The organism is Paracoccus aestuariivivens (assembly GCF_009711225.1).
Lineage (GTDB): Bacteria > Pseudomonadota > Alphaproteobacteria > Rhodobacterales > Rhodobacteraceae > Paracoccus > Paracoccus aestuariivivens.
In genome coordinates this window covers 80,843-105,520 of sequence record NZ_WMIE01000009.1, presented here as the reverse complement: position 1 = coordinate 105,520, position 24,678 = coordinate 80,843, and the positions used below count along the sequence as shown (strand labels likewise).

The 24,678-nt window shown below is 61.1% G+C and carries 23 protein-coding genes and 1 tRNA gene; 11 read left to right on the top strand and 13 right to left on the bottom strand.

Annotated features, from left to right (window positions below; genetic code table 11):
• Positions 1-2: 2 nt before the first annotated feature.
• The 5 genes from GL286_RS14895 to GL286_RS14875 all read right to left on the bottom strand — a co-directional run bounded on the left by GL286_RS14895 (position 3) and on the right by GL286_RS14875 (position 5,862).
• Positions 3-1,748: a sensor histidine kinase gene (locus GL286_RS14895; RefSeq protein ID WP_170295219.1), complete on the bottom strand. Its 1,746-nt coding sequence runs from the start codon at positions 1,746-1,748 to the stop codon at positions 3-5.
• Between the two features lie 115 nt (positions 1,749-1,863).
• Positions 1,864-2,532, bottom strand: a complete 669-nt coding sequence (gene purQ / locus GL286_RS14890; protein WP_155096362.1) for a phosphoribosylformylglycinamidine synthase subunit PurQ — start codon at positions 2,530-2,532, stop codon at positions 1,864-1,866.
• A 138-nt stretch (positions 2,533-2,670) separates the two neighbouring features.
• Positions 2,671-3,885, bottom strand: coding sequence for an NADP-dependent isocitrate dehydrogenase (locus tag GL286_RS14885; protein WP_155042296.1), 1,215 nt, complete (start codon positions 3,883-3,885; stop codon positions 2,671-2,673).
• 94 nt (positions 3,886-3,979) lie between these two features.
• Entirely contained in the window at positions 3,980-5,104 is a 1,125-nt protein-coding gene (locus GL286_RS14880) for an HD domain-containing protein (RefSeq protein WP_155096361.1), read from the bottom strand.
• Positions 5,105-5,202: 98 nt separating this feature from the next.
• Complete coding sequence (locus GL286_RS14875) at positions 5,203-5,862, bottom strand: alpha/beta hydrolase (RefSeq protein ID WP_155096360.1); 660 nt, start codon at positions 5,860-5,862, stop codon at positions 5,203-5,205.
• Between the two features lie 161 nt (positions 5,863-6,023).
• Here GL286_RS14875 and iscR point away from each other — a divergent pair, with 161 nt between their 5' ends.
• From iscR to GL286_RS14840, 7 genes are all read left to right on the top strand, one after another.
• On the top strand, positions 6,024-6,482 hold the full coding sequence (gene iscR / locus GL286_RS14870; protein WP_155096359.1) for a Fe-S cluster assembly transcriptional regulator IscR: 459 nt from the start codon (positions 6,024-6,026) through the stop codon (positions 6,480-6,482).
• Positions 6,483-6,604: 122 nt separating this feature from the next.
• The gene (gene nspC, locus GL286_RS14865) at positions 6,605-7,711 is read left to right on the top strand and encodes a carboxynorspermidine decarboxylase (RefSeq protein WP_155096358.1); all 1,107 of its coding nucleotides are present in this window, start codon (positions 6,605-6,607) and stop codon (positions 7,709-7,711) included.
• Between the two features lie 59 nt (positions 7,712-7,770).
• Complete coding sequence (locus tag GL286_RS14860; RefSeq protein WP_155096357.1) at positions 7,771-8,994, top strand: saccharopine dehydrogenase family protein; 1,224 nt, start codon at positions 7,771-7,773, stop codon at positions 8,992-8,994.
• 106 nt (positions 8,995-9,100) lie between these two features.
• Positions 9,101-10,438, top strand: coding sequence for an AI-2E family transporter (locus GL286_RS14855; protein ID WP_343038902.1), 1,338 nt, complete (start codon positions 9,101-9,103; stop codon positions 10,436-10,438).
• A gap of 39 nt (positions 10,439-10,477) precedes the next feature.
• Complete coding sequence (locus tag GL286_RS14850; RefSeq protein WP_155096356.1) at positions 10,478-11,539, top strand: GlxA family transcriptional regulator; 1,062 nt, start codon at positions 10,478-10,480, stop codon at positions 11,537-11,539.
• Positions 11,540-11,623: 84 nt separating this feature from the next.
• Complete coding sequence (locus GL286_RS14845) at positions 11,624-12,673, top strand: hypothetical protein (RefSeq protein WP_155096355.1); 1,050 nt, start codon at positions 11,624-11,626, stop codon at positions 12,671-12,673.
• Positions 12,670-13,917 (top strand): hypothetical protein, encoded by a 1,248-nt coding sequence (locus GL286_RS14840; protein ID WP_155096354.1) that lies wholly within the window; start codon positions 12,670-12,672, stop codon positions 13,915-13,917. The genes GL286_RS14845 and GL286_RS14840 overlap by 4 nt, the downstream gene beginning before the upstream one ends.
• Here the strand turns inward: GL286_RS14840 and GL286_RS14835 are convergent.
• From GL286_RS14835 to GL286_RS14825, 3 genes are all read right to left on the bottom strand, one after another.
• Positions 13,855-14,823: a tetratricopeptide repeat protein gene (locus GL286_RS14835; protein WP_155096353.1), complete on the bottom strand. Its 969-nt coding sequence runs from the start codon at positions 14,821-14,823 to the stop codon at positions 13,855-13,857. The two genes, GL286_RS14840 and GL286_RS14835, sit on opposite strands and share 63 nt — an antisense overlap.
• Before the next feature lie 8 nt (positions 14,824-14,831).
• Positions 14,832-16,589 (bottom strand): hypothetical protein, encoded by a 1,758-nt coding sequence (locus GL286_RS14830; RefSeq protein WP_155096352.1) that lies wholly within the window; start codon positions 16,587-16,589, stop codon positions 14,832-14,834.
• Positions 16,590-16,800: 211 nt separating this feature from the next.
• Positions 16,801-16,877: transfer RNA gene (locus GL286_RS14825), tRNA-Arg, on the bottom strand.
• A gap of 96 nt (positions 16,878-16,973) precedes the next feature.
• On the opposite strand from GL286_RS14825, the gene GL286_RS14820 reads away from it, so the two are divergent.
• Positions 16,974-17,993 (top strand): LacI family DNA-binding transcriptional regulator, encoded by a 1,020-nt coding sequence (locus tag GL286_RS14820; RefSeq protein ID WP_155096351.1) that lies wholly within the window; start codon positions 16,974-16,976, stop codon positions 17,991-17,993.
• Positions 17,994-18,071: 78 nt separating this feature from the next.
• Here GL286_RS14820 and map read toward each other — a convergent pair whose 3' ends face one another.
• Positions 18,072-18,875 (bottom strand): type I methionyl aminopeptidase, encoded by an 804-nt coding sequence (map, locus tag GL286_RS14815; RefSeq protein WP_155096350.1) that lies wholly within the window; start codon positions 18,873-18,875, stop codon positions 18,072-18,074.
• A gap of 111 nt (positions 18,876-18,986) precedes the next feature.
• Between map and GL286_RS14810 the strand changes: the two genes are divergently transcribed.
• Together GL286_RS14810 and GL286_RS22875 are read left to right on the top strand one after the other, a co-directional pair.
• Positions 18,987-19,727, top strand: a complete 741-nt coding sequence (locus GL286_RS14810; RefSeq protein WP_155096349.1) for a competence/damage-inducible protein A — start codon at positions 18,987-18,989, stop codon at positions 19,725-19,727.
• Positions 19,724-20,440, top strand: coding sequence for a GNAT family N-acetyltransferase (locus GL286_RS22875; protein ID WP_170295216.1), 717 nt, complete (start codon positions 19,724-19,726; stop codon positions 20,438-20,440). Before GL286_RS14810 ends, GL286_RS22875 begins: the two co-directional genes overlap by 4 nt.
• Here GL286_RS22875 and GL286_RS14800 read toward each other — a convergent pair.
• The 4 genes from GL286_RS14800 to cls all read right to left on the bottom strand — a co-directional run bounded on the left by GL286_RS14800 (position 20,437) and on the right by cls (position 23,635).
• Positions 20,437-20,826 carry a hypothetical protein gene (locus GL286_RS14800; protein ID WP_155096348.1) on the bottom strand — a complete coding sequence of 130 codons (390 nt, stop codon included), beginning with the start codon at positions 20,824-20,826 and terminating at the stop codon, positions 20,437-20,439. The two genes, GL286_RS22875 and GL286_RS14800, sit on opposite strands and share 4 nt — an antisense overlap.
• A gap of 10 nt (positions 20,827-20,836) precedes the next feature.
• Positions 20,837-21,622: a DUF6478 family protein gene (locus GL286_RS14795; RefSeq protein WP_155096347.1), complete on the bottom strand. Its 786-nt coding sequence runs from the start codon at positions 21,620-21,622 to the stop codon at positions 20,837-20,839.
• Between the two features lie 261 nt (positions 21,623-21,883).
• Entirely contained in the window at positions 21,884-22,207 is a 324-nt protein-coding gene (locus GL286_RS14790; protein ID WP_155096346.1) for a 4a-hydroxytetrahydrobiopterin dehydratase, read from the bottom strand.
• A gap of 12 nt (positions 22,208-22,219) precedes the next feature.
• Positions 22,220-23,635 carry a cardiolipin synthase gene (gene cls, locus GL286_RS14785; RefSeq protein ID WP_246184968.1) on the bottom strand — a complete coding sequence of 472 codons (1,416 nt, stop codon included), beginning with the start codon at positions 23,633-23,635 and terminating at the stop codon, positions 22,220-22,222.
• Between the two features lie 104 nt (positions 23,636-23,739).
• Here cls and accD point away from each other — a divergent pair, with 104 nt between their 5' ends.
• Positions 23,740-24,678 (top strand): acetyl-CoA carboxylase, carboxyltransferase subunit beta, encoded by a 939-nt coding sequence (gene accD, locus GL286_RS14780; protein ID WP_155096344.1) that lies wholly within the window; start codon positions 23,740-23,742, stop codon positions 24,676-24,678.

Below are 24,678 nucleotides of genomic sequence, written 5' to 3'. Positions count from 1 at the left end.
CGTCATTCTGCCGCTTCCGGGACCACAGCCTTGCGGGCCGGATCGTAAAGCGGCAGCTCAAGTTCGAATACGGCGCCCCGTCCTCCTTCGTCCGCGGCATTATGCGCGGTAAGGCGGCCACCGAAATCGGCTGCAATTCCGGACGAGATGGCAAGCCCAAGGCCGGTGCCCTCGCCGGGTTTCTTCGTGGTAAAGAAGGGTTCGAAGAGTTTTTCCAGATCGGAAACGCCCGGACCGTTGTCCTGAATGGACAAGAATGCGTGAGAGCCCGAACTGACCGTGATCTCGATCGCGGGATCGCGCACCGCCTTGATGGCGTCGATAGCGTTCCTGAGCAGGTTGATGATGACCTGTTCCAGCCGGATCCTGTCGCAGTAAACCATGACCGGATAGCGCGGGATGCTGCGCTGCAACCGGATCGTGCGGTTGCGCAATTGCGGTTCCATCATGACAAGCGCGCTGGACAGCGCGGCGCGCAAATCCACCGGTTCAAAGGCTTCGCCGCCCTTGCGGGCATAGGATTTCAACTGGCGGGTAATCGCGCCCATCCGTTCGACCAGATCGTCGATGCGCTGGAAGCTGGACATGGCCTCTTCCGAGCGACCGCGTTGCAACAGCAGTCGCGCACCAGCCAGATAGGTTTTCATCGCCGCCAGTGGCTGGTTCAATTCGTGGCTGACGCCCGCGGACATCTCACCCAGCGCCGCCAGTTTCGACGACTGCTGCACGGTCTGCTCGGCCACGCGCAACTCGCGCTGAACGCGCTCGCGTTCGGCGATCTCGCGGGTCAGGCGAAGGTTCAGCGCCCGCAGATCGGCCGATTCCCGCATATAGGCCGCTGATTCGACCCTTGCGCGACGCGACAGCAAATAGAAAACCGCCGCCAACAGAATGGCAAAGCCCATGATGACCATGGCCAGAACGGCGTTCACCCGCTCGCGGACAGAATCATAGGTGGTAAAGGCAATCATCTTCCAGCCACGGAACGGGATCCGCGTCTCGGCCTGCATCACCGCCTTGCCCTGCACATAGGCATCGACCGGAGGCGAGGTCCAGTCCGCCGTCACCTGAAACGCCCGTGCAATCGCTGACGGGGCGGAGCGGACGGCCAGCGCCTCGGGTAGCGTCAGTCCGCGCCAGCGCGGCTCGGTCGACAGGATGATCTGGCCCGAGCTGTCGGTTACGGCGATGGCATCGGAAATTCCGGCCCATGACCGGACCAGACGGGTCAGATCCGCGCCGACGACCACGACCCCCAAGGTCCGCCCGTCCGCGACGACGGCGCGGGAATAGGCAAATTCGTAGACACCCTGCGGCGAGGGAGAGACGGTAAAGACCGTGTCCTTGGAGCGCAGCGCCTCGACATAGAACGGTTCTTGCACGTAATTCGTGCCGATTAGATTGCGGTCGGTCGATCCGACAGTCCGCCCCGATGCATCCAGCAACCGGATCGAGGCCGCGCCGATTTCCTTCTGCGCGGAAATCAGCCGTGCGGATGTCCCCGAAAAATCATTCCCCGTCAGCGCCGAGATCAATGCAGGGTCACGTGCCAGCAGTTGCGGCACGACCGAGGTTCTCTGCAATTCGGACAGCAGGTTGCCGGTGTAAAGCGCCGAGCGCAGTTCGGTCCGGACGCGGGTATTCTCGGAAAAACGGGCTGATAGCCAGCTATTGGTGAACCAGATCGTGCCCACCGCAAGCACAAGCAGAGCCGCGATCACAGCACGCAACCCCCAGCGGCCGGACATCCCTGCCCTGCCGCCGTCCGGCAATCCGGTGCTTAGATCATCTTCCTGCATGGGCCTCCGGCTTGCCCCTCATGTGGGACAAGCCAATCTAGTGCGCAAATGTCACGCACTCAAGTCAGACTGTGGCAAGCTCTTGCACAAGCGCGGCAAAAAGCCTTGCGCCATCGGTCCCGCCATGAGCCGATTCGGCGGCGCGTTCAGGGTGGGGCATCATGCCCAGCACGCGGCGGTTCTCGGACAGGACGCCCGCGATATCCTCGACCGAGCCGTTGATGCCCGGCGCATAGGTGAAGGCGATACGGTCCTGATCCTTCAGCGCGGCCAAGCCCTCGGCGTCGATCTGGTAATTGCCGTCATGGTGGGCGACCGGCACGCGGATCACATCACCCTTGGCATAACCTGCGGTGAAGGGGCTTGCCGAGGTCGCGACCTGCAGACCGACCTCGCGGCAGACGAAGGTCAGGCCAGCGTTGCGCATCAACGCGCCCGGCAGCAAGCCCAGTTCGGTCAGGATCTGGAAGCCGTTGCAGATGCCCAACACATAGCCACCGGCAGCAGCGTGGGCGCGCACGGCATTGGCGATGGGGGAATGGGCGGCGATGGCGCCGCAGCGCAGGTAGTCACCGAAGGAAAAGCCGCCCGGCACGGCAACCAGATCGGTTCCGGCGGGAAGCGCCTCGTCCTTGTGCCAGACGCGCGTCACCTCGGCTCCGGCCTGGCTCAGCGCAACGGCGAGATCGCGGTCGCAATTCGAACCGGGAAAGGTAATGACGGCAGCTTTCATGGCGGGGACTCCGGATTGACCTGCGCGTCCCATACTGCAACGAGGCCGGACTGTTAAGCCGCTTTGCACATCCCTGCCCCGCCTAAAACGGAAAAAGGCCGGAGTTTCCTCCGGCCTTTCGCAAAACTATACGGCAGATTAGCCAGCCAGAGCCTTGTTCAGGTACTCGTCGACCTTTTCCAGATAGCCCATGGTGGTCAACCATTTCTGGTCCGGACCAACCAGCAGCGCGAGGTCCTTGGTCATGTGACCGTCTTCGACGGCCTGCACGGTGACCTTTTCCAGCGTCTGGGCGAAGTTCATCAGCGCCTCGTTGCTGTCCAGCTTGGCGCGGTGCTTCAGACCGCCGGTCCAGGCAAAGATCGAGGCGATCGAGTTGGTCGAGGTCTGGTTGCCCTTCTGGTGCTCGCGGTAGTGGCGCGTCACGGTGCCGTGGGCGGCCTCGGCCTCAACCGTCTGCCCATCGGGGGTCATCAGGACCGAGGTCATCAGACCCAGAGAGCCAAAGCCCTGCGCGACGGTGTCCGACTGCACGTCGCCGTCGTAGTTCTTGCAGGCCCAGACATAGCCGCCCGACCATTTCAGGTTCGAGGCCACCATATCGTCGATCAAGCGGTGTTCGTAGTGAATGCCGGCCTTCTTGAACTTGTCTTCGAACTCTTCCTCGTAGACCTTCTGGAACAGATCCTTGAAGCGGCCGTCATAGGCTTTCAAGATGGTGTTCTTGGTCGAGAGGTACACCGGGAAGCCACGCAGCAGGCCGTAGTTCATCGAGGCCCGCGCGAAGTCGATGATCGACTCGTCGAGGTTGTACATCGCCATGGCGACGCCCGAGGACGGCGCTTGGAAGACTTCGTGCTCGATGGTCTCGCCGTCTTCGCCGACGAATTTGATCGTCAACTTGCCCTTGCCGGGGAAGCGAAAATCGGTGGCTTTATACTGGTCGCCGAAGGCATGGCGGCCGACGATGACGGGCTTGGTCCAATGCGGAACCAGACGCGGCACGTTTTTGCAGATGATCGGCTCGCGGAAGATCACGCCGCCAAGGATGTTGCGGATGGTGCCGTTCGGCGACTTCCACATCTTCTTGAGGCCGAATTCCTCGACGCGCTGCTCGTCAGGGGTGATGGTCGCGCATTTGACGCCGACGCCATATTGCTTGATCGCATTCGCGGCATCGATGGTGATCTGGTCTTCGGTGCGGTCACGCTCTTCGATGCCCAGATCGTAGTATTTCAGGTCGACGTCCAGATAGGGCAGGATCAGCTTCTGCTTGATGAAGTCCCAGATGATCCGGGTCATCTCGTCGCCGTCGAGCTCGACGACGGGGTTCGCTACCTTGATCTTCGACATGGGTGGTCCCTTCGGTTAGGATTCGGCTGCCTGCGCTATAGCCGCAATGTGAGGTGTTGAAAAGGCCGGTATGCGATTGCATACCGAGCCTGAATCAGCCTGCGAAATAGAGTTGTGAATTCTCATCCAGCCAGTCCCAGATCGTGGGCGCACCGCGCTGGATCCGTACACCGACGCGCTCGACCAGTTGCGCGTAGGTCACGTTATATTCGACCCAGCTTCCGCCACCCGAGGCGATGTTCTGCATCACGGGTTGCGCGCGATCCAGCGACTTGGCAAAGACCGCATCCGGTGTCTGATTGGCCTCGAATTCGGTCCACAAAGCCCGCAGGGCCAGACCCTGTTCGGCAGGCAGCATTCCGAAAAGCCGATCTGCCGCTGCGTCTTCGGCGGCCATCTGGGTCGCACTGTGATGGGCCGAGCCGTCTTGCGAATGGATCGGCACGTCACCCGTGTCGATCTCGACCAGATCATGCAGGATCAACATGCGGATCACGCGACCGATATCGACGCCCTCACCCGCATGCGGTGCCATGACCAGCGCGTAAAGGGCCAGATGCCAGCTGTGTTCGGCGCTGTTCTCGCGACGCGAGGCATCGCAAAGCGTGCTGGCGCGGTAGACCGACTTCAGGCGATCGGCCTCGGCCAGAAAGGCAAGCTGGCCTGCCAAAGCACCATCGACTGCCCTGCCGTCACGCATGGCTTCTGCCGCATGCATCGCCTCGGGCCATTCCTGCCACAGGCGCGCGGCGCGGCCGGTGGTCATATTGTCGGCGACGATGGCAAGATGGTCCGGCAGGGGTGTCGGCGAACTCAGAACCTGAAACAGCGGCTGGATGTGATCCATCCGTTTGGCGATGCGGGCATCGTCTGTCGAACCGGCCTCGAATTCCTGCCACAAGGCAAGCAAGGCATCGCCATCGGGCAGGATGCCGAACAGACGCTGCGCGGCGGCAAGCTCGGCCGCTTCGACCGTAGCCGTGTCGTGGACAAGATGGATGGGGTGATCGCCGCAATCGACCTCGACCAGATCATGCAGCAAGATCATCGCAATGGCGCGGTCGCTCGCCCCGAAAATCATCGCGAAAAGCGCGACGTGCCAGCTATGTTCGGCGCTGTTTTCAGCACGGGACACATCCATCAGCACATTGGCACGCTCAACGGATTTCAGCTTGTCGGCTTCGTTCAGAAAACCGAAACGGGCAGTCAGATCGCTCATGCGCGGCTCCTTTCGTCGCGGGCCGGTCCTATCTCGAACCCTAGGGGGAATGCCAGCCGCAATGAAAAACGCCCCGGCAGGACCGGGGCGCGAATGGATCAGCGGGTGTTTTCCGTCAGGCGCCGCCGGACATAGGCCTGCACATTGTCGATCATCGGCTTCATATGCGCCTCATCGTCGCGGAAGAAGTGATCCGCACCTTCGATTTCCTGATGCGTGACCGTGATGCCTTTCTGCTCACGCAGCTTGCCGACCAGCGTATGCGTGTCCTTGGGCGGAGCGACGCGGTCAGCCGTGCCGTTGATGATCAACCCCGAGGACGGGCACGGCGCAAGGAAGCTGAAGTCATACATGTTCGCAGGCGGCGCGACCGAGATGAAGCCGGTGATCTCGGGGCGGCGCATCAGTAGCTGCATCCCGATCCACGCGCCGAAGCTGAAGCCCGCAACCCAGCAATGCTTGCTGTTCGGGTTCATCGCTTGCAGGTAATCAAGCGCCGAGGCGGCATCGGACAATTCGCCGATGCCCTGATCGAACTCGCCCTGACTGCGGCCGACGCCGCGGAAGTTGAACCGCATGACGGTGAAGCCCATGCGGTGGAAAGCGTAGTGAAGGTTGTAGACGACCCGGTTGTTCATCGTCCCGCCATACTGCGGATGCGGGTGCAGGATGATGGCGATGGGGGCATCCGGTGCCGCTTGCGGGTGATAACGCCCCTCAAGACGACCTTCGGGACCGGGGAAAATCAGTTCGGGCATGGGCTTCCTTTGGACTCGGGTTTCTTGACCCTGTGACGGCGCGGCTCTAGATCGTCAATCTGGGAAGCGCGTCCAGCATAGGCAAGACGCAATCAAAGACGGCGAAGGCGGATTAGCCTGAAAGATCGCGTCACGTCAATGCAATGGCATAGGAGGCAAATATGAAACTGTCCACAAAAGGACGCTACGCGATGGTCGCCCTGACCGATTTGGCGATTGCCAAAGGCGATGACCTTACGTCGCTGGCCGAAATCTCGAAGCGTCAGGACATCTCGCTGCCCTATCTCGAACAGCTTTTCGTGCGCCTGCGCCGTGCCGGTCTGGTCGAGTCGGTCCGCGGTCCGGGCGGCGGCTATCGCCTTGCGAAAACTCCGGAAACCATCAGGGTCGCCGATATTCTCGAAGCGGTCGACGAAACGGTCAGCGCCCTGCATATCGGCGCGGGTGCCTCGGGCGGGATTTCGGGCTCGCGGGCGCAGACGCTGTCGAACCGGCTGTGGGAAAGCCTTTCGGCGCATGTCTATGTCTTCCTGCACAACCACACGCTGGCGGATGTGGCCAAGAACCAGCTTCTGCCCTGCCCCGCCTTGCCGAAGATCCTGTCGATCGTCGACGAATAGGACGATGCGGCGCATACAATCGTCGCCGCGTCACCGACAAGTCACCATTCCTTGCGAAACCAAGCAAGTGGCCCTAAATGAGCCACTTCATTCGCACCGGGTCTTGCCACAGGGGTTCCGCCATGTCCGATCTGCAAACGCCTTTCTACCAGATCGACCTTGCAAAACTGCGGGTCAACATGGAGCGCATCCAATACCTGCGCGAACGCTCGGGTGCGAAATGCCTGCTGGCGCTGAAATGCTTTGCCACATGGTCGGCCTTTGATTTCATGCGCCCGTTCATGGACGGAACCACGTCGTCCTCGCTGTTCGAACTGCGTCTGGGTCATGAGGAATTCGGCGGGGAAACCCATGCCTATTCGGTCGCTTGGGCCGATCACGAAATCGACGAGGCGCTGGGTTACGCCGACAAGATCATCTTCAACAGCCTCGGCCAGCTTGACCGCTTCGGCGCAAAGGCTGCCGAGCGTGATATCACCATGGGCCTGCGCCTGAACCCGCGCTTCTCGACCAGCGGGTTCGATCTGGCGGATCCTGCGCGTCCCTTCTCGCGTCTTGGTGAATGGGATCTGTCGCGTCTGGAAAGCGCGCTCGACCGCATTTCGGGCGTGATGATCCATTACAACTGCGAGAACGGCGATTTCGACCTGTTCGACCAACAACTGACCCGCATCGAGAACGAATTCGGCAGTTTCCTTGAAAAGCTGGACTGGGTTTCGCTGGGCGGCGGCATCCACTTCACCGGCGAGGGCTACCCGCTGGACAAGCTGGCCGACCGCCTCAAGGCGTTCCAAGCAAAGTTCGGCGTGCAACTGTTCCTTGAGCCGGGCGAGGCCAGCATCACCAAATCCTCGTCGCTGGAGGTCACGGTTCTGGATGTGATCCATAACGGCAAGGACGTCGCCATCGTCGATAGCAGCATCGAGGCCCATATGCTGGACCTGCTGATCTATCGCGAAACCGCGAAGCTGCCGCAGGACGGCGATCACGCCTACCAGATCGCGGGCAAGACCTGCCTTGCGGGCGATATTTTCGGCGAAGGGCACTTCCCCGCTCCGCTGCAGATCGGCGACCGCATCAGCATCGCCGATGCCGCCGGTTACACCATGGTCAAGAAGAACTGGTTCAATGGCGTCGCCATGCCCGCCATCGTGATCAAAGACGAAGACGGAACAATCCGCGAGATTCGCCGCTTTTCCTACGACGACTACAAATCCAGCCTGTCCTGAGCTTCGACCCAGGCGAAAGCCAGACCCCGCTTTCTTTTGCCCTCGAAAAGGAGACTGAATTGGCCAAGAACGTGCTCATCATCGGCGCCGGTGGCGTCGCCCAGGTGGTCGCGCATAAAATCGCGCAGAATGCCAAGGAGTTCGGAACGCTGCACATCGCCAGCCGAACCGTGTCCAAAGCAGACAAGATCATCTCGAGCATCCGTGAGAAAGGTCATACGGTCGAGATCACTGCCCATCCGCTTGACGCCATGGACAGCAATGCCGTGGCCGAACTGATCCGCAAAATCGATGCGAATATCGTCATCAACGTCGGCTCGGCCTTCGTGAACATGACCGTGCTGCAAGGCTGCATCGACACCGGCGCCGCCTATATCGACACCGCGATCCACGAAGACCCCGAGAAGGTCTGCGAGATCCCGCCGTGGTACGGCAACTACGAATGGAAGCGTCGCGAGGCCTGCGAGGCTGCGGGCGTCACCGCCATTCTGGGCGCGGGCTTCGATCCGGGAGTGGTCAATGCCTATGCACGACTGGCCGAGGACGAGTATTTCGACAAGGTCGAGTCGATCGACATCGTCGATATCAACGCCGGTTCACATGGCCGCTGGTTTGCCACCAATTTCGATCCCGAAATCAACTTCCGCGAATTCACCGGCACGGTCTATTCGTGGCAGAAAGGCGCGTGGCAGGAAAACAAGATGTTCGAGGTCGGCCGCGAATGGGATCTGCCCGTCGTCGGCAAGCAGACCGCCTATCTGTCGGGCCATGACGAGGTCCACAGCCTGTCCGCCCGCTACAAAGACGCCGATGTGCGCTTCTGGATGGGTTTCGGCGCGCACTACATCAACGTCTTCACCGTGCTGCAAAATCTGGGCCTGTTGTCCGAGCAGCCCGTGAAAACCGCCGAAGGGCTTGAAGTCGTGCCGCTGAAACTGGTCAAGGCCGTGCTGCCCGACCCATCCAGCCTCGCGCCCGATTACGAAGGCAAAACCTGCATCGGCGATCTGGTCAAAGGCTCGCTGAACGGCAAATCGGGCGAGGTCTTCATCTACAACGTCGCCGATCACAAGGAAGCCTTTAACGAGGTAGGCAGCCAAGGCATCAGCTACACCGCTGGCGTGCCTCCGGTTGCGGCGGCAATCCTTGTCGCGCGCGGCACGTGGGACGTGAAGAAAATGGCCAATGTCGAGGAGCTTCCGGCCCGGCCGTTCCTTGAGCTTCTGGGCGATCTGGGTCTGCCCACCCGCGTCATAGACGCGACCGGCGACCACCCGCTGTAATCTTCCCTGCCTATGATTTGAACAAGCTTGGCCCCGCGGACAGGAACCTGTTCGCGGGGTTCGCGTTTCCGGAATGCATCGCTTCTGACGCGAGGAATTCCGGACCGTGACACCTTCCGATCAGCAGAACCACATGTTCCCCAGCCTGCCTCAGACCGAAGGTGTTTCGCGCCTGACGATCGCGAATTGGGCCGTGATCGGAATTTTCATCATCCTGCTGTTCAGCTTCGTAGCGCAGGCCCGCGATTTCCTGATGCCAGTCACGCTGGCCTTTCTGCTGTTTTTCGTCTTCGTCCCGTTCCGTCGCGCAATGGAGCGCTGGCGGGTCGGCGCGACCGTGACCGCCGCCCTCGTCTCGTTGGGATTGATCGTGATGCTGGTCGGCATCGGAGGGCTGGTTTCCGGCCCGATCAGCCGCCTGATCGAGGACGCGCCGCAAATCGGCAGTCGGCTGGAAATGCGGTTGGACGAGATCCGCAGCAATTTCGAGGGCATCGAGCGCGCCGCGAAGAAAATCGACGAACTGACCGGCGGCGGACAACCGAAAGAGAACGGAGAAGATGCAGCGGAACCCACCTCGCCCAATCCGGATCTGGTCGGCACGGTTACCGGCAAGGTGACCAGCATCCCCTCGCCCGGGACGCCGCAACCGCCCGACCAACATATCCAGGTCGAGGTCAACTCGCCCCCCAGCAGCACGACGCTTAGCAGCGTTCTGAACCTTGGACCGGCCTTTGTCGGCCAGATCATATTCACGCTGTTCCTGTTGTTCTTCATGATCGCGTCTGGCGATCTGCTGTATCTCAAGATCGTGCAAAGCTTTGACACGATGCGGGAAAAGCGCGCGGCCTATCTGGCCCTGCGCGAGATCGAGGACCGGCTTGGCTCATATCTGGGGGCCATTACCCTGATCAATGCCTGTCTGGGCTTTGCCATCGGTTTGGGGATGTGGGCATGGGGAATGCCCTCTCCGGTGCTGTTTGGATTGGTCGGTTTCCTGCTGAATTTCATTCCCTATCTGGGTTCAGTTTTCGGCATCATCATCGCCTTCGTTGTCGGGGTGTTCGTTTTCGACGATCTGTTCACGCCTTTCATGGTGGCGCTGACGTATCTGGGGCTGACCGCGATCGAAGGGCAGCTGATCACACCCTATTTCGTCTCGCGCAAATTGCAGCTAAACACCGTCGTCGTGTTCCTGACGGTCGCGCTATGGGCATGGCTGTGGTCGGTCCTGGGGATGATCGTCGCCGTGCCGCTGCTGGTCGTGCTGCGGGTGCTGGCCGACCATATTCCCGGGCTCGAGAAGCTCGGGAACTTTCTGGCAGGCGAAACGCCCCCCGCGCTTGAGGACGAAGACGAGGAAGAAGCCCGCGACCTTGTCGCAGCCGCGGAAGAAACCGAAGATATGCCCGAGGCCGCAGCAGCAACCAGACATCTGTCATAGTTTGCGGCATCACCACTGGATCAGCAGTCGGGTGATGGCATGATGGCGACAGTCAATATGGTTGATTCGCGACACATGACCAAACTCTCGACCGAACCATCGCAAGGCTCCGCGTCAGTACGGCCAAGGTTGAATATCGGTTTCATTCTGGCGCCGCGCTTTACCCTTTCGGCCTTCGCGACCTTCGTCGATGTGCTGCGACTGGCGGCGGATGACGGCGATGGCTCGCGCCAGATCCGCTGCAATTGGAGCGTCCTGTCGCCGGATATGGCGCCCGTCCAATCCTCTTGCGGGGTCAGGATCGAACCCGAAGAACGCTTGGGGGATCCGGCGCGGTTCGATTATATCGTGACCGTCGGTGGCCTGATCGATGGCGGGCCGGGATTGTCCGCTGAGCAATCCGCCTTCCTGCAAAAAGCCGCCGCAGCCAAGGTCGGTCTGGCCGGTCTGTGCACTGGTGTCTTTGCCATGGCGCGACTGGGCCTGATGGACGGTTATCGCTGCTGCGTCAGCTGGTTCCATCATCAGGATTTTCTGTCCGAGTTCGACCGGATGAGGCCGATTTCCGATCAGATTTTCGTCGTGGATCGCGACCGGCTAAGCTGCTCGGGCGGAGTCAGCGCGGCCCATCTGGCTGCGTTTCTGGTCGACCGGCATCTGGGACGTGCAGCTGCGCGAAAAAGCCTTTCGATCCTGATGATCGATGAACCCATGGAGGGCGACCGCCCGCAGCCGGGCTTGCCGCTGGAGCTTTCTCCGCGTGATCCGCTGGTCCGGCGTGCGTTGTTGACCATGCAGCAAAATCTGCAGGCACCATTGTCCATCGCGCGCATTGCCCGCGATCTGGGCGTGGGTCGGCGCAAGCTTGAACGGCATTTCAACTCGGATCTGGGGATTCCCCCTGCGGATGCCTCGGTCCGCATCCGTCTGGCGCAGGCGCGGATGCTGCTGGAGCATACCGACCGCACCGTCACGCGGATTGCCGATGAAACCGGCTTTTGCGACGCCTCGCACCTGATCCGTGTGTTTCGCGAATCCGAAGGAACGACCCCCGACCTTTGGCGACAAAACCAATCCGAGACCGGTTCGGCCCCGATCTGATCGTTGCAACCGGCCCGGACGCAACGCCCGTGATGCCTCACGGATAATGCGGGACATCCCTGTCCATGCCATGAGGTCTGAGCCATGCCCGTCGAAATCATCGGAGAGGTCCATCCGGCCTTGTTCAGCGAACTGTCCGCCGTACATTATCGGGGCGTCAAGGTCGCAGTCCTGAACGCAAGGGGCGAGGTGCTGGTCAATGCCGAAAAGCTTACGCCTCCGACCATTACCGCGCAGCCGACGATCCTGCCCCTGACCGCAACGCTGGGTGACAGCATCACCCTGACCCTTGGTGCCGCTACGGGCCTGCCCGTTCCGGTGGCCAACTGGGATTTCACCCTGAACGGCGTGTCGATCAAGTCGCGTTTGGATCAGGGCATGATGACGATGGAACTGGCCGATCCGGGCGAGTATCTGCTTTCGGTCGATTGGACGAACACGCAGGACTCGGTTCGGGCCGAGACCGCCGTGCTGACCGTCGCCGCCCCCGTGATCCCGGTAATCGATTATGCCGCGGTGACGCTGGCCTATCTTGATGCCGCCTCGACCTTTGCGGGAACCCAGACCGACGTCACGTCGATCAGCCCGATCGGGCAAGGCAAGTTCGTATTCAGCCGGACGGGCAGCGGAAATGCCATCCAACACGGCGAAACGGGCTTCACCTTTTCCGGCGGTTACTATCTGCAGACGCAGGTTCTGTCGGGCCTTGCGACCACCGACGGTATGTTCGCCGTCGCCGATCTGACGATCAACAGCTACGGAGCCTATTCCGGCCAGCTTCTGGACGGCACCGGCACCACGCTGAAACTGCGCAACAGCTCCGGCACTTTGCAAGCGGTCGGCCCGGTTTCAGGAATGGGCGCATTGTCTCTGGGTGCGACCCCATACGGCGCGAGGATCATCATTAGCGGACAAATCGACGACGTGCTTGACGTGCTGTCGGGGCACGATGTGTCGGGAGGACTTGTGTCAGTTGCGCATACAGGTCTGACCGATCCTGCACCTACCCGATTCATCACGGGACGCTATCTGAACGGCACGCTCCACCGCCTTGCGATTGTCGGGCGCCCCGAAGGGCAGAACTGGCCGATCACCATGCCAGAGGTCGTCGCGGATTTTCGGCGGGGGGCGTGACGGCCCCCAGACCAACCGTCACCGCATTGGAAATTCTGCTGGTTTATGGCCAGTCCGAGAACCGCTCGTCCGAAGATCCGCTTGCCGCCACGCTGGACGCCGCAACGCAAGGACAGATTTACTACCTGTCCGGATTACTGGACGAGAGCGGGAATGCCGTTGGCCCATCGGGCGCTGGTTGGTCGGGCAGTGGCATGGCAGCGATCAATCAGCTCGCCCCCGCCAAAGGTTTTGCTTCGGCCACAGGATTGGGCCGTGTTTCCCCCGCTTACACACTGCAATACTGCCGCTCGGCGACTTGGCGGGATCAAGGGGTGCCCGACAAGGGCGCGATCATCGTCGATCACGGCTATGGCGGTCGCTACATCGCCGAATGGCGACCAGATGACACAAGTCCGGTCGGTCGCAACCAGTTGTACTGGATGCGGGAATGCAAGCGCCTTGCCGACGAGTTCTCCGTCCAGATCTCGTGCCCGTATGTCTTTCTGTTTCAGGGTTCTTCGGCCAAGGATCAGGCTTCAAGCATCTATGAGCAGGATTTCCGCGTCGCGCATGAAGCAACCCTTGCCGAAGCGACGCGGTTGTTCGGCAGGCCCCCACGGCTCGTCACGGTCGTCAACGGCTCGGATGTCGATTCAAATGGCGACGTCTATGCCACCCCTGGCCTGCAATACCGTCTGACGCTTGAGCAGCAAGGGATCATCGCGACATGGCAGCGCATCTATCCAATCAATGACCAGAACGCCCATATCGACGGGGCAACCAAGATCCTGATCGGCGAGACCTGCCATTGGGCGATCACCGAATCCGAGGCCGGCAATCCGTGGAACATCACTTACACCGTCTCGAAAACGGGCGATGCGGTGACTGTTCAATTTACCCTGCGTCCGGGCGAGACGCTGTTCGACCGATCGGATCTTTACGATGCGTTCGGCGGCGCGGCGACATGCCCGAATTACGGGTTTGAAGCCGATGGCGGTATTCTGGCGGCGACACCGGATCTTGCCGGAAACACGGTCAAACTCAGATTGGCAAATCCTTCGGCTGCATGGCTGCGCTTTGCCCATCAGGTGCAGGATTGCTATACTATGACCGACGCGACCGGTTACACGATGTCGGCGCATCGAACGACGCTGTTCGGCAGCGAAGCCCGCGCAAGCCGTTTCGTAACGGGGCAAACGCTATGGCGTGCCTTGCCGGGTTTTCGCGGGCGCTTCTCGGGCGATGTCTTCATGGCCGAGTAACGATGGCTGACCAAGCTTCCCAAGCTGAAGCCGTGTCAGTCTGCATTCAGGACGAACCAGAAGGGCGCTGCGGAAATGGTCTGCGGCGCCCGAATAGTTTTGCCGCTTTCCGGCAATCTGAGCCAGCAGGCGATGACGAGACCAAGGCTCGATCACCTTTTGCGCGATCCGGTCAGCCAGTTCCAGTTTGCCACGCTGCAAGGCGGCTTGCGCAAGATGGATAGGAAAGGAATGCGTAATTTTCCGCCGCTCAAGAAGCACCTTCCTGATGGCGCTGATCCTGCCGGCGATCAGTCCCTCGAATACCGACGTCGCCAGCACGCTTCCGGCCAGACATTCTACCGTCCGGTGCCCCATATGTGGCAGCGGAATTCCGGTTACAGACGGGAACAACATCCTGTCGGCGTGGATCCGGTCCAACCTGAAGCAAGGATCGTAGATCATGACACTTCCCGTCGGGATGTGCTCGGGCCGGATATCCATATCAAGGTGAACATCCGGCCGGAAATGCCGCGCGTATCTGCGGTCGCCATCGCCAATGGCTTTCGGGTCGATGCTGTATTGCGGACTGCAGGCAAGAACGACCTCTGCACCCATCTGCCTGCCCCAGCGCAATGCGCCATAGCCCCCCATCGAGGCGCCATAGGCAATTCTCGTAGCCCCCCCGATCTGACCGCTGATCGACGCAATCCGGCGCATTTCCTCGGCCGGATACCAGCAGGGATATTTAGGCACGACGGCGAGCAGATCGTAGCCGATCCGCTCGCAAAGTTTCTTGCCAAAGGCATTCCGGCCATTCGCTCGGGCATGCATGATGTCGAACGTCAGCAGTCCGATCCGCGAGTCCCTGCGGAAATGCAGCAGTTGCACATGCTCGCCATCGAAAAGGACGTCCGGTCCCGTCATCGCGCAGGTCAGGCGGCCTGCAAGCCGTCACCGTCGCGACGGGACCGATCAATCGTCGGGCCCTCGACCGGTGCTTTCGCGTAGTTGTTCACGAATTCCGCGATCCGGAAATAGCCTGTACGGGTGTAGTGATCGCTGTCGACGAAATCCTCGGGGGCCAGAAGCCGGTCGATGTCGATGAAATGGACATTCGGCACGGATTTGCAAAAATCCCGACAGGTCGCGTTGTATCCCTCGCGGATCTCGACCGTCCGTTTGGCCTGCTCGCCATGCTGGCAAACCGCCGACAGGATGAACAACGGAGCCTCGGGGCGACGCAGTGAATCGACCCGTTCGAAGCTTTTACGCGCCATGGCCAGCCGCGCATCCAGCGGCAGGCGGCGGTGATACATTTCCTTCGAGAAACGGGTCGCAAGGTTCGGATTGGCCATCAACTTCTTGAAACGGCGCGGCGGGATGGTTGCCCAGAATTCGCCGCCCCATTCCGAACCGCCATAGGTGAAGAACAGATCACTCGGCACCGAGAAGTAAAGCGACAGCAGGATCAAATCGGATTCCGTGATCGAGCGGTCAAAGGCCTGCATGTCAGCAAGACTTTGACCGACCAGCATATTCAACGGGAAAGAATGCTTCAGCTGCTTGACCCGAGGATTCAGGATGAAACCGACATCGTCATAGCGGACCAACATGCCGTGATCGTCTTGTTTGTTGACGAACTCGTCGCGGTTCGTGCCGCAATAGAACGAAACCTGCAACAGATCGCAGCCGCCAACAAGGCAAAGCCTACGCTCGTCCAACTGGTTCGTTCCGGTCTGGAAGTCGGTGACCTCGCTGATCCAGTCCACCTTGCCGTGCTCGTCCAGATTATTCGCCACAGGCCCGACGACCTTGAATTCGGGCCGCCCCAGATAGTCCCAGACCCATTGCTCGACCCCCATATTGAGGGTCCGGCACGAGAACGCGAAATGGTGAACCGTCGTGCCCGAGAATTTCGTCCGGACACAGAAGAACCCCACGACACCGTAATCGCCATAACGGTCCTGCACCTGCACAAGCCCCGCATGCATCCCCGAGACGGCCAGCAGCTCGTCCAGCGCCGCACGCTCTTCGGTGGTGTTGGCGCGCAGCTTGGTGAAGTTCAACTGGTTGGTCCGGTTCAATATCTCGAGCACCCGATCCATGTGGTTTTCCACATCGGTGATGATCCTGATCTTGATGTCGGACTGCCGCAGGAAGGCGATATTGCTCAGGCCAGAATTCTCGCGCTCATCCTTCTTCTGTTCGATGACCTTATATTGGGCAAGCCGCGTATGGTTGCGGTCGTCCTTGCCCTTGAGTTGCGGCAGATCCATCAGCCCGCTCAGGCCCTTCGACGCATCGAGCACCATAATCCCGGGGCAGAAAAACGCAGCCTCTTCAAGATTCAGGTGGTTGTCGTCGAGAAACAGGACGTTCTCGGCGCGCAATCCCATCTCGTCGATCATCCGAGAGATCGCCTGTCCCTTAGGTGACCAGGCGATATGTGGCAGGACAAAAAGATCCCAGACACCCACGGCTTCCAGCACGGCGCGTGCCTGCGCAAAGTCGTTCTTCGAGCAGATCGAGCACATGATGCCGCGATCAACCAGTTCGCGCACCATTCCGACATGAGCCTGCACCTGTTCGACGCCCCCTTCCGAGAGGGTTCCACGCCAGAACGTGTCGTCGAGATCCCAAACCACCAGTTTCACTTGCGACTTCACAGCGTCAAAGAATTGCAGATCCATACCCAGCTCCTGCCGATCTGGATAAAATCTGGCATTACACGTTATGGATGTAAACAACTATATAAAGCAACTTATGGGGTATAAGACGTCAAAAACACCCAGAAAACAGCCAATTACCCGCGCAAATCCGACATAATGGATGGGACAAACTGCAATCTCCGATCAACGCACGAAACCGGCGTTTGCTTTTCGCTATCCGACATGATGAGATTGGTGACCCCGACAGGACTTGAACCTGTAACCTGCCCCTTAGGAGGGGGCTGCTCTATCCAGTTGAGCCACGGGGCCGCCGGATACTCTTTTGCCCGCTCGCCGCGGGATTGGCAAGCTTGCCGCGACGGGTCATACGCGATAACGGTAACATGATTTCGTGCCGGAATTGTCATGAACATGAAAAAACCCCGCCGTCCCTTGACCTTGCGTGATGTCTCGGAAGCGTCTGGCGTCTCAGAGATGACCGTAAGCCGCGTGCTGCGCAATCGAGGAGACGTTTCCGCGTCCACCCGCGAGAAAGTCCTGACCGCCGCGCGGACGCTGGGCTATGTGCCCAACAAGATCGCTGGCGGTCTGGCCAGCCAGCGCGTCAATCTGGTCGCCGTCGTGATCCCGTCGCTGTCGAACATGGTTTTCCCCGATGTGTTGGGCGGGATCTCGGCCGAGCTTGACGATACCGGCCTGCAACCGGTCGTCGGCGTGACGAATTACAGCCCATCCCGCGAGGACGCGGTCCTGTATGACATGCTGTCATGGCGTCCGTCAGGGGTGATCCTTGCCGGATTGGAACACAGCGCAGTGGCCCGTGCCATGCTGGACAATGCCGGATTGCCGGTGGTCGAGATCATGGATATCGACGGCGATGCGATCGACACGGTCGTTGGCATCTCGCATCGTCGTGCAGGTGCAGAAATGGCTGAACAAATCCTGAATGCAGGCTATCGCCGCATCGGCTTCATCGGCACGCATATGCCCGAGGATCACCGCGCCCGAAAACGTCTTGCCGGTTTCGAGGACCGCCTGTCCGAAGCAGGCGTCACATTGGCTGCGCGGGAATACTATCAGGGCGGCTCGTCCTTGCAGAAGGGCCGCGAGCTGACCGAGCGCATCCTGACCCGCGAGCCAGATCTGGATTTCCTTTATTTCTCGAACGACATGATCGGCGCAGGTGGTCTGCTGTGGTGTCTGGAAAAGGGCTTCGACATTCCGAACAGGCTGGGGCTTGCCGGTTTCAACGGGGTAGATCTTCTGGATGGCTTGCCGATGCGGCTGACCACGACCGACGCCCGTCGCATCGAAATCGGACGCCGTGCGGCCCGCATCGTCGCCGGCAAAGAGACCGCGCCCGAGGACGGCATCGTCGCGCTGGCTCCGACATTCCGACCGGGCGACACGATCCGCAAGACCTGACACGAAAACGGGCGCGCCGCTTGCCACGCCCGTTTTCGTGTGTCGAATTCCAAGCTAACGGCGCGGCTGTCAGCGCCCTTAGTTGAAGTCGGGGTAGAACAGTCCACCGGGCGAAAGCGTGAATATCTCGCAGCCATCGGCCGTGACGCCAATCGAGTGCTCGAACTGGGCCGAGAGCGATTTATCGCGGGTCACAGCCGTCCAGTCATCGGCAAGGACCTTGGTTTCGGGACGCCCCAAATTGACCATCGGTTCGATGGTGAAGAACATCCCCTCCTCAAGGACAGGGCCTTTGCCGGGGCGGCCGAAATGCAGGACGTTCGGCGGGGCGTGGAAGACGCGGCCCAGACCGTGGCCGCAGAAATCGCGCACGACCGACATGCGATTCGCCTCGACATAGGACTGGATGGCAAAGCCGATATCGCCAAAGGTCGCGCCGGGCCGGACGGCCTCGATGCCCTTCATCAGGCTGTCATGCGTCACCTGGACCAGGCGCTTGGATTTCACGCTGGGCTTGCCCGCGACATACATGCGCGAGCTGTCGCCGTACCAGCCATCGACGATCACGGTGACGTCGATGTTCAGGATGTCACCTTCGGACAGAATTTTCTCGCCCGGGATGCCGTGGCAGACGACGTGGTTCACGCTGATGCAGCTGGCATGCTGATATCCACGATAGCCGATGGTGGCGCTGACCGCGCCCAGTTCCTCGACCCGGTTGCGGATGAAATCATCCAGCGCGCCAGTCGTCGCGCCGGGATGGACCAGTGGCCCGACCTCATCAAGAATTTGCGCCGCAAGCCGCCCGGCCGCGCGCATGCCCTCGAAATCCTGAGGCTCATGGATACGGATACCCTCACGGGTCTGGCGTGCGTCGTTCATCTTGTCCTCATGCATGGTTGCCCCACAGATAGTCCCGCAGGGCCACTTGTTCCAGTCCCAGCCGCAGACCTATACATTGTGACGAGAAAAAGCACGCCCGAGGAGCGTCACATGCAATCCGACAATCCCACCGCCGCCATCCTCGTCATCGGGGACGAAATCCTTTCGGGCCGCACGCGCGAAGGCAATGCCCATCACCTAGCAGGTGTCCTGTCCGCGACCGGCTTCGATCTGCGCGAAATCCGCGTCGTCGCGGATGACAACGCCCAGATCGTTGCCGCGATCCGTGCCTTCGACAAAAGCCTTGGCGGAGCCTACGATCTGCTGTTCACCTCGGGCGGTATCGGCCCGACCCATGACGACATCACCGCGGATGCCGTGGCCGAGGCACATGGCACCCGCGTCGAGATCCACCCCGAGGCACGCGCCATCCTGCAGGCACGCTGCGACCGGATGGGGACCGAGCTGACCGAAAATCGCCTGCGTATGGCCAGAATTCCGGTCGGAGCGAAGCTGATCGACAATGCGGTTTCGGGGGCTCCGGGCTTCTCGATCGGCAATACCCATGTCATGGCGGGCGTCCCCGAAGTCTTCCGTGGCATGGTCGCTTGGCTCATCCCGCAGATACCGGGCGGGCGTCCGGTGCAGTCGGACACCGTCCTTGTCCGGCGCGGAGAAAGCGATGTGGCCGAAGGGCTGAAGGCCGTAGCAGAGGAATTCTCGGACCTGTCGCTGGGCTCCTATCCGTTTCAGGATCCGGCGGGCTGGGGCACAAATCTGGTCGTCCGCGGCCTTGATGCCGCCCGCGTGGCCGAGGCAATGGCAGCGTTGAAGCACAGGTTGGAACTGTGACGCCCGACAGGTCCATTGCCGATGCCTTCGAGGCGACATGGCCTGCGGCGGAATACCGCAACTCCGGCGCGCTGCGGACGGGGCGCGGATTGGGGGCCGGTGGACGGGTCAGTTCGACCATCGCGCTCGGGACTGACTGGCAGCCCGCCGATTTGGACGCAGCCGAGGCCGTGCATCGCGAATGGGACCAAAGGCCGATGTTTCGTATGGCCGACACCGACATTGCGCTGCGCGATGCGCTGATCGGGCGGGGCTACCAGCGGGAAACGCCGACTGCGATCATGGCCATGGATTGCGCCGGACTTGCGGCGGAGCTTCCGGCCCTGACGGCTTTCGCGATCTGGCCGCCGCTTGAAGTGCAACGCGACCTTTGGGCGGCAGGCAACATCTCGCCGCCCCGACAGGCCGTGATGGAACGCGTGCGCGGACCACATACCGCAATCCTTGGCCGGATGGATGACAGGGCGGCCGGATCGGCGTTTGTCGCCATTGAAGGGCCGGTCGCCATGATCCACGCGATCGAGGTTGCGCCACAGTTCCGCCGCCTTGGCATGGCAAGCTGGTTGCTGCATGCCGCCGCAAACTGGGCCGCGCAAAACGACGCGCCCCGTCTTGGGCTGGCGGTCAGCCGCGCCAACACCGGCGCACGAGCCGCCTATGACAAGCTGGGCTTCCGCGAGGTCGGCGCCTATAGCTACTGGGCCAGACCCTAGCCGTTTAGCTTCGTCGCAATCCGGCGCAACTCGCGCTTGAGAAGGTCGATCTCGCCACGCATGAGGTTCATCTCGGCGCGCGTGTCTTCTTCTAAAGGGCGGCCAGCGACAATATCGAGCGAAGCCAGATGCATCGCGCCGGGTTGCAGCGGCTGGCTGTCCTCGCCCTGATCCTCCATCAGAAGAAAGCTTTGCACCCCGTCCGACAGCCGTTGCGAGGGGATTGCTGCGGCGACGCGCCAACTGCCATCGGCCTGCGGGGTCGATCGGGCATCGCCGACGCGTGCGCCCATATGCACCAGCACCAAGCGGGCCGGCGCGGTTTCACGCCGCAGAATACCCTCCCAGATGCCACTTTTCAGTCCGAGCGATTCGAATTGATCCAATTTGGCCTCGTCAGAAATCGGCCCGCATATGGCGGGACAAGAACAGTTCACGGATTTCGACCGCACACATGCCGGGGGATTCAAAGATCAGGTCAAGCCAGATCTTTTCCAACCGCTTTTCGTTCATCTCGATATAGGCAAGGTCGAATTCGATAACCTGCTGGCTTTGCAAGCCGGACTCAAGCCCTTGCAACGGTTGTAATATTTCGTCCGTATTCGGACCGTGGCCGATATTCAGACGGGCGAACACGCTGATCGGACGCTCGACCACCATCGAGGTCTCGAGCCGGACGATATGGTTGCAGGTCAACCCCTCCAGAGCGTCCGTAGGCAGGTCGATCGAGATCGACAGGAAACTGCCGCTGAAGCTGAACACTTCGAGCCGCATCCCGAATGGCGAAAGATCGGTCGCGCGCGGGTTCTGCACCTGCTCCAGCACGATGGCCTGCTCCTCGCAGTCGTGCCAGACCGCCGCGCGGTCGCCAAGCCGGGTTCCGGGCACAGGACTTGCCACGCCCCGAGGCGTGATATGTCCCGCCATGAAACCCGGACGCCAGCGCCAATCCGTCCCGCCAGGCAGGTTCAGCGCGTCAAGCGCCGCTTGGGAAATCGACGCCTTGCGGTCCCCCCGCATCAGAAAACGATTCAGGCTGGCACGCAGTCCCAGCGCCTCGTCTGTCAGGCGGCGGATCTGGCCCTGCGGCATGAACTGGACACTTTCGGCCATCTCCGCCCATAGGCGCATCGTGCGCTCTCGGGACTTTCGTTCGAACCATTTGCTTGGCCGCACAGCCATTACGTCCTCGTCAATTTTTGATCGGTGTCAGTATGCGTTACCGTGAAACCGTCCGGCAGGATCTGAGCACATTGGCGCATCCTGCCCGATGGTTGCGATGGTTTTCTATCCACGCCCGTACCGTAATCCGTCTTGCGCGGTCCTGACCAGCCCAGTCGACGTGCGGTAAGATGATCGACCGAAGACGCGACCGCAATCGCACGCGCCCATCGAAAGACGACATCGGAGATGCGGAAGATTTGGACACGCCAAGCTTGCCGGTCAGCCAATTGCCCGATTCAGCCGTGCCGCCATGATCAGATCGTTCATCGTCACTCCTCCGGCCGAATGGGTCGCAAAGGTGACGCTGGCCTGTCCCCAGCCAAAGGAAATGTCGGGATGATGGTTGGCCGCTTCGGCCTGCCACGCCGCGAGATTCGCGAGTTGCGCCGCCTGCTTGAACCCCTTGAAGCTCCAGTCCCGCCGGATCGACTTGCCATCGGTCGAAAGCTGCCAACCGGCCAGACGCTCCAGATAGGTGCGGATCTGCGCCTCGGGCAAAGCGGGCGCGCCATCGACGATATGCTGATCGGCCAGTTCGGTCATATTGTCCTCGGTTCACAGGATCGGAGCGGCCAGAGCCAGCAGGTTGTTGCGCAAACGCCGCCACAGGGACCAAGCGCGGATCTCGCTGATCGTAATCGATTCGGCCCGCGCGATATAGGATTCCTGTCTGACGTCCAGATCGCGGGTCAGTTCCTCGCCCAGAAAAAGCATGTTCATTTCATAGTTCAGTTCGAAACTGCGACGGTCCATATTCGCGCTGCCCAGCATCGCCATGCGACCATCTGCCGTGATGATCTTGGCGTGCAGCAGCCCTTCCTTGAACAGCATCAGCTTCACCCCCGACGAGACGAGCCCGTAATAGAAACCCTCCGAGGTCGCCTGGACCACCAGTGAATCGTTTCGGGCGGGCAGGATCATGGTCACATCGACGCCCCGCCTTGCGGCGGTGCGGATGGCCGAATCCAGTGAACTGTCGGGGACGTAATAGGGTGTCGTGATCACCAACCGCTCTCGGGCGGCATGGATCATCGTCGCCATGCAATCCGACAGCGTCCCCTGCCGGTCATCCGGTCCGGTGGCGACGACCTGCGCGATATCGCCCTGATCCAGCACCGATGGCGAGGTCAGCAGCAACTGCCCCAGATCCTCGCCGGTGTAATTCATCCAGTCCTGCAGAAACACCGCCTGCATCTGCCTGACGACAGGGCCTTCGATCCGAAGCAGGACATCGACCCAAGGAGCGAAACGCGGTTTGACGGCGAAGGCACCGTCCGCGCAATTGCGGCTGCCGGTAAAGCCCAGCACATGGTCGATCACGACGATCTTGCGGTGATTGCGCAGGTCCATCCGATGGATCAGCGCACCGATGACGGGCAGTCCCAAGGGCAACGCCTCGACGCATTCGACACCCGCCGCCTGCATCCGCCGCCACGCATCGGACCGCCCGAAGGCACGCGAGCCGAAAGCATCGATCACCGCCCGCACCTTCACGCCCCGATGCGCGGCGCGGATCAGGGCATCCGCAACAGCACGGCCCGAGACATCGTCCAGCCAGATATAGAACAACACATGGACATGGTTGCGCGCGCCGTCGATCGCCGAGACAAGATCGGTGATGGAGCTGTCATCCTCGGCAAGCAATGTGGCGCGGTTACCGGGAACGGCGACAAAGCCGGTCGTTGCGCGATTCGCCGCGATCAGTGGGGCCGCGAAATCCGGAGGTTCGCGCACCTGTTCCGGATTTGGCCGCCACAGGCCAGATAGGCGGCTGCGGACATTGACCATCGTCTCGACCTCGGCACCGCGGGCGCGGATCTCTCCGAACAGCACATAGGCGATGATTCCGACCAGCGGGACCAACTCGATCACGAGGATCCATGACAAGCGAACCGTGGGTTCCAGACGGGGACGCAAAAGCACGCGCACGGAGACCGCGAGCGCAACTGCATAGTGAATGAACACAAACATCTCGGTCCACATTCAGGCATCAAAGCCCGACGCGCTCGGAATTGCAATTCCGGCTCTGTTTGCCTAAGTGATGCGGCTAAATGCAGCGCAAGGGGCCCTCTCGGATGAACTGGATCACCAACTATGTGCGTCCGCGCATCAATTCGCTGTTCTCGCGTCGCGAAGTGCCCGAGAACCTTTGGACGAAGTGCCCGGAATGCGGAAACATGCTGTTTCACCGGGAGCTTGCGGACAACCTGAACGTCTGCACGCATTGCGACCACCATCTGGCCATCACCCCGCGCGAGCGTTTTGCCGCGCTGTTCGATGGCGGCGTCTTCAACGAGGTCAAGGTCCCCGAGCCGGTCGCCGACCCGCTGCAATTCCGCGACCAGAAGAAATATCCCGACCGGATGAAAGCCTCGCAGAAATCGACCGGCGAAAAGGACGCGATGCTTGTCGCCGAAGGCGAAATGGGCCGCACCCCCATCGTTGCCGCCGCGCAGGACTTCTCGTTCATGGGCGGCTCGATGGGCATGTATGTCGGCAACGCGATCATCGCCGCTGCCGAACGCGCCGTGAAGCTGAAGCGCCCGCTGATCCTGTTTTCCGCAGCAGGTGGCGCACGGATGCAGGAAGGCATCCTGTCGCTGATGCAGATGCCGCGCACCACGGTCGCCGTGCAGATGCTCAAGGAAGCGAAACTGCCCTATATCGTCGTGCTGACCCATCCGACGACCGGTGGCGTGACCGCCAGCTACGCGATGCTGGGCGACATCCAGATCGCCGAACCGAATGCCCTGATCTGTTTTGCCGGTCCCCGCGTCATCGAGCAGACCATCCGCGAGAAACTGCCCGAGGGCTTCCAGCGCGCCGAATATCTGCTGGAACACGGCATGCTGGACCGCGTGACGCATCGCAAGAAACTGCGCGAGGAACTGATCTCGATCCTGCGCATGGTCCTGCGCCAGCCTGCACCGATCGCTGCGGACCTTCCCGCGCCGGGCAGCATCGCGACGGCTGTACCCGAAGCCGCAGCCGAAGCACCGGCGAAACCCGCCTGA

Bases quoted from the DNA above. Each gene is read 5' to 3' on its own strand.
- GL286_RS14895 (WP_170295219.1), bottom strand. From the start codon at position 1,748: ATGTCCGGCCGCTGGGGGTTGCGTGCTGTGATCGCGGCTCTGCTTGTG.
- purQ (WP_155096362.1), bottom strand. From the start codon at position 2,532: ATGAAAGCTGCCGTCATTACCTTTCCCGGTTCGAATTGCGACCGCGAT.
- GL286_RS14885 (WP_155042296.1), bottom strand. From the start codon at position 3,885: ATGTCGAAGATCAAGGTAGCGAACCCCGTCGTCGAGCTCGACGGCGAC.
- GL286_RS14880 (WP_155096361.1), bottom strand. From the start codon at position 5,104: ATGAGCGATCTGACTGCCCGTTTCGGTTTTCTGAACGAAGCCGACAAG.
- GL286_RS14875 (WP_155096360.1), bottom strand. From the start codon at position 5,862: ATGCCCGAACTGATTTTCCCCGGTCCCGAAGGTCGTCTTGAGGGGCGT.
- iscR (WP_155096359.1), top strand. From the start codon at position 6,024: ATGAAACTGTCCACAAAAGGACGCTACGCGATGGTCGCCCTGACCGAT.
- nspC (WP_155096358.1), top strand. From the start codon at position 6,605: ATGTCCGATCTGCAAACGCCTTTCTACCAGATCGACCTTGCAAAACTG.
- GL286_RS14850 (WP_155096356.1), top strand. From the start codon at position 10,478: ATGATGGCGACAGTCAATATGGTTGATTCGCGACACATGACCAAACTC.
- GL286_RS14845 (WP_155096355.1), top strand. From the start codon at position 11,624: ATGCCCGTCGAAATCATCGGAGAGGTCCATCCGGCCTTGTTCAGCGAA.
- GL286_RS14835 (WP_155096353.1), bottom strand. From the start codon at position 14,823: ATGACGGGACCGGACGTCCTTTTCGATGGCGAGCATGTGCAACTGCTG.
- GL286_RS14830 (WP_155096352.1), bottom strand. From the start codon at position 16,589: ATGGATCTGCAATTCTTTGACGCTGTGAAGTCGCAAGTGAAACTGGTG.
- GL286_RS14820 (WP_155096351.1), top strand. From the start codon at position 16,974: ATGAACATGAAAAAACCCCGCCGTCCCTTGACCTTGCGTGATGTCTCG.
- map (WP_155096350.1), bottom strand. From the start codon at position 18,875: ATGAACGACGCACGCCAGACCCGTGAGGGTATCCGTATCCATGAGCCT.
- GL286_RS14810 (WP_155096349.1), top strand. From the start codon at position 18,987: ATGCAATCCGACAATCCCACCGCCGCCATCCTCGTCATCGGGGACGAA.
- GL286_RS14795 (WP_155096347.1), bottom strand. From the start codon at position 21,622: ATGGCTGTGCGGCCAAGCAAATGGTTCGAACGAAAGTCCCGAGAGCGC.
- GL286_RS14790 (WP_155096346.1), bottom strand. From the start codon at position 22,207: ATGACCGAACTGGCCGATCAGCATATCGTCGATGGCGCGCCCGCTTTG.
- cls (WP_246184968.1), bottom strand. From the start codon at position 23,635: ATGTTTGTGTTCATTCACTATGCAGTTGCGCTCGCGGTCTCCGTGCGC.
- accD (WP_155096344.1), top strand. From the start codon at position 23,740: ATGAACTGGATCACCAACTATGTGCGTCCGCGCATCAATTCGCTGTTC.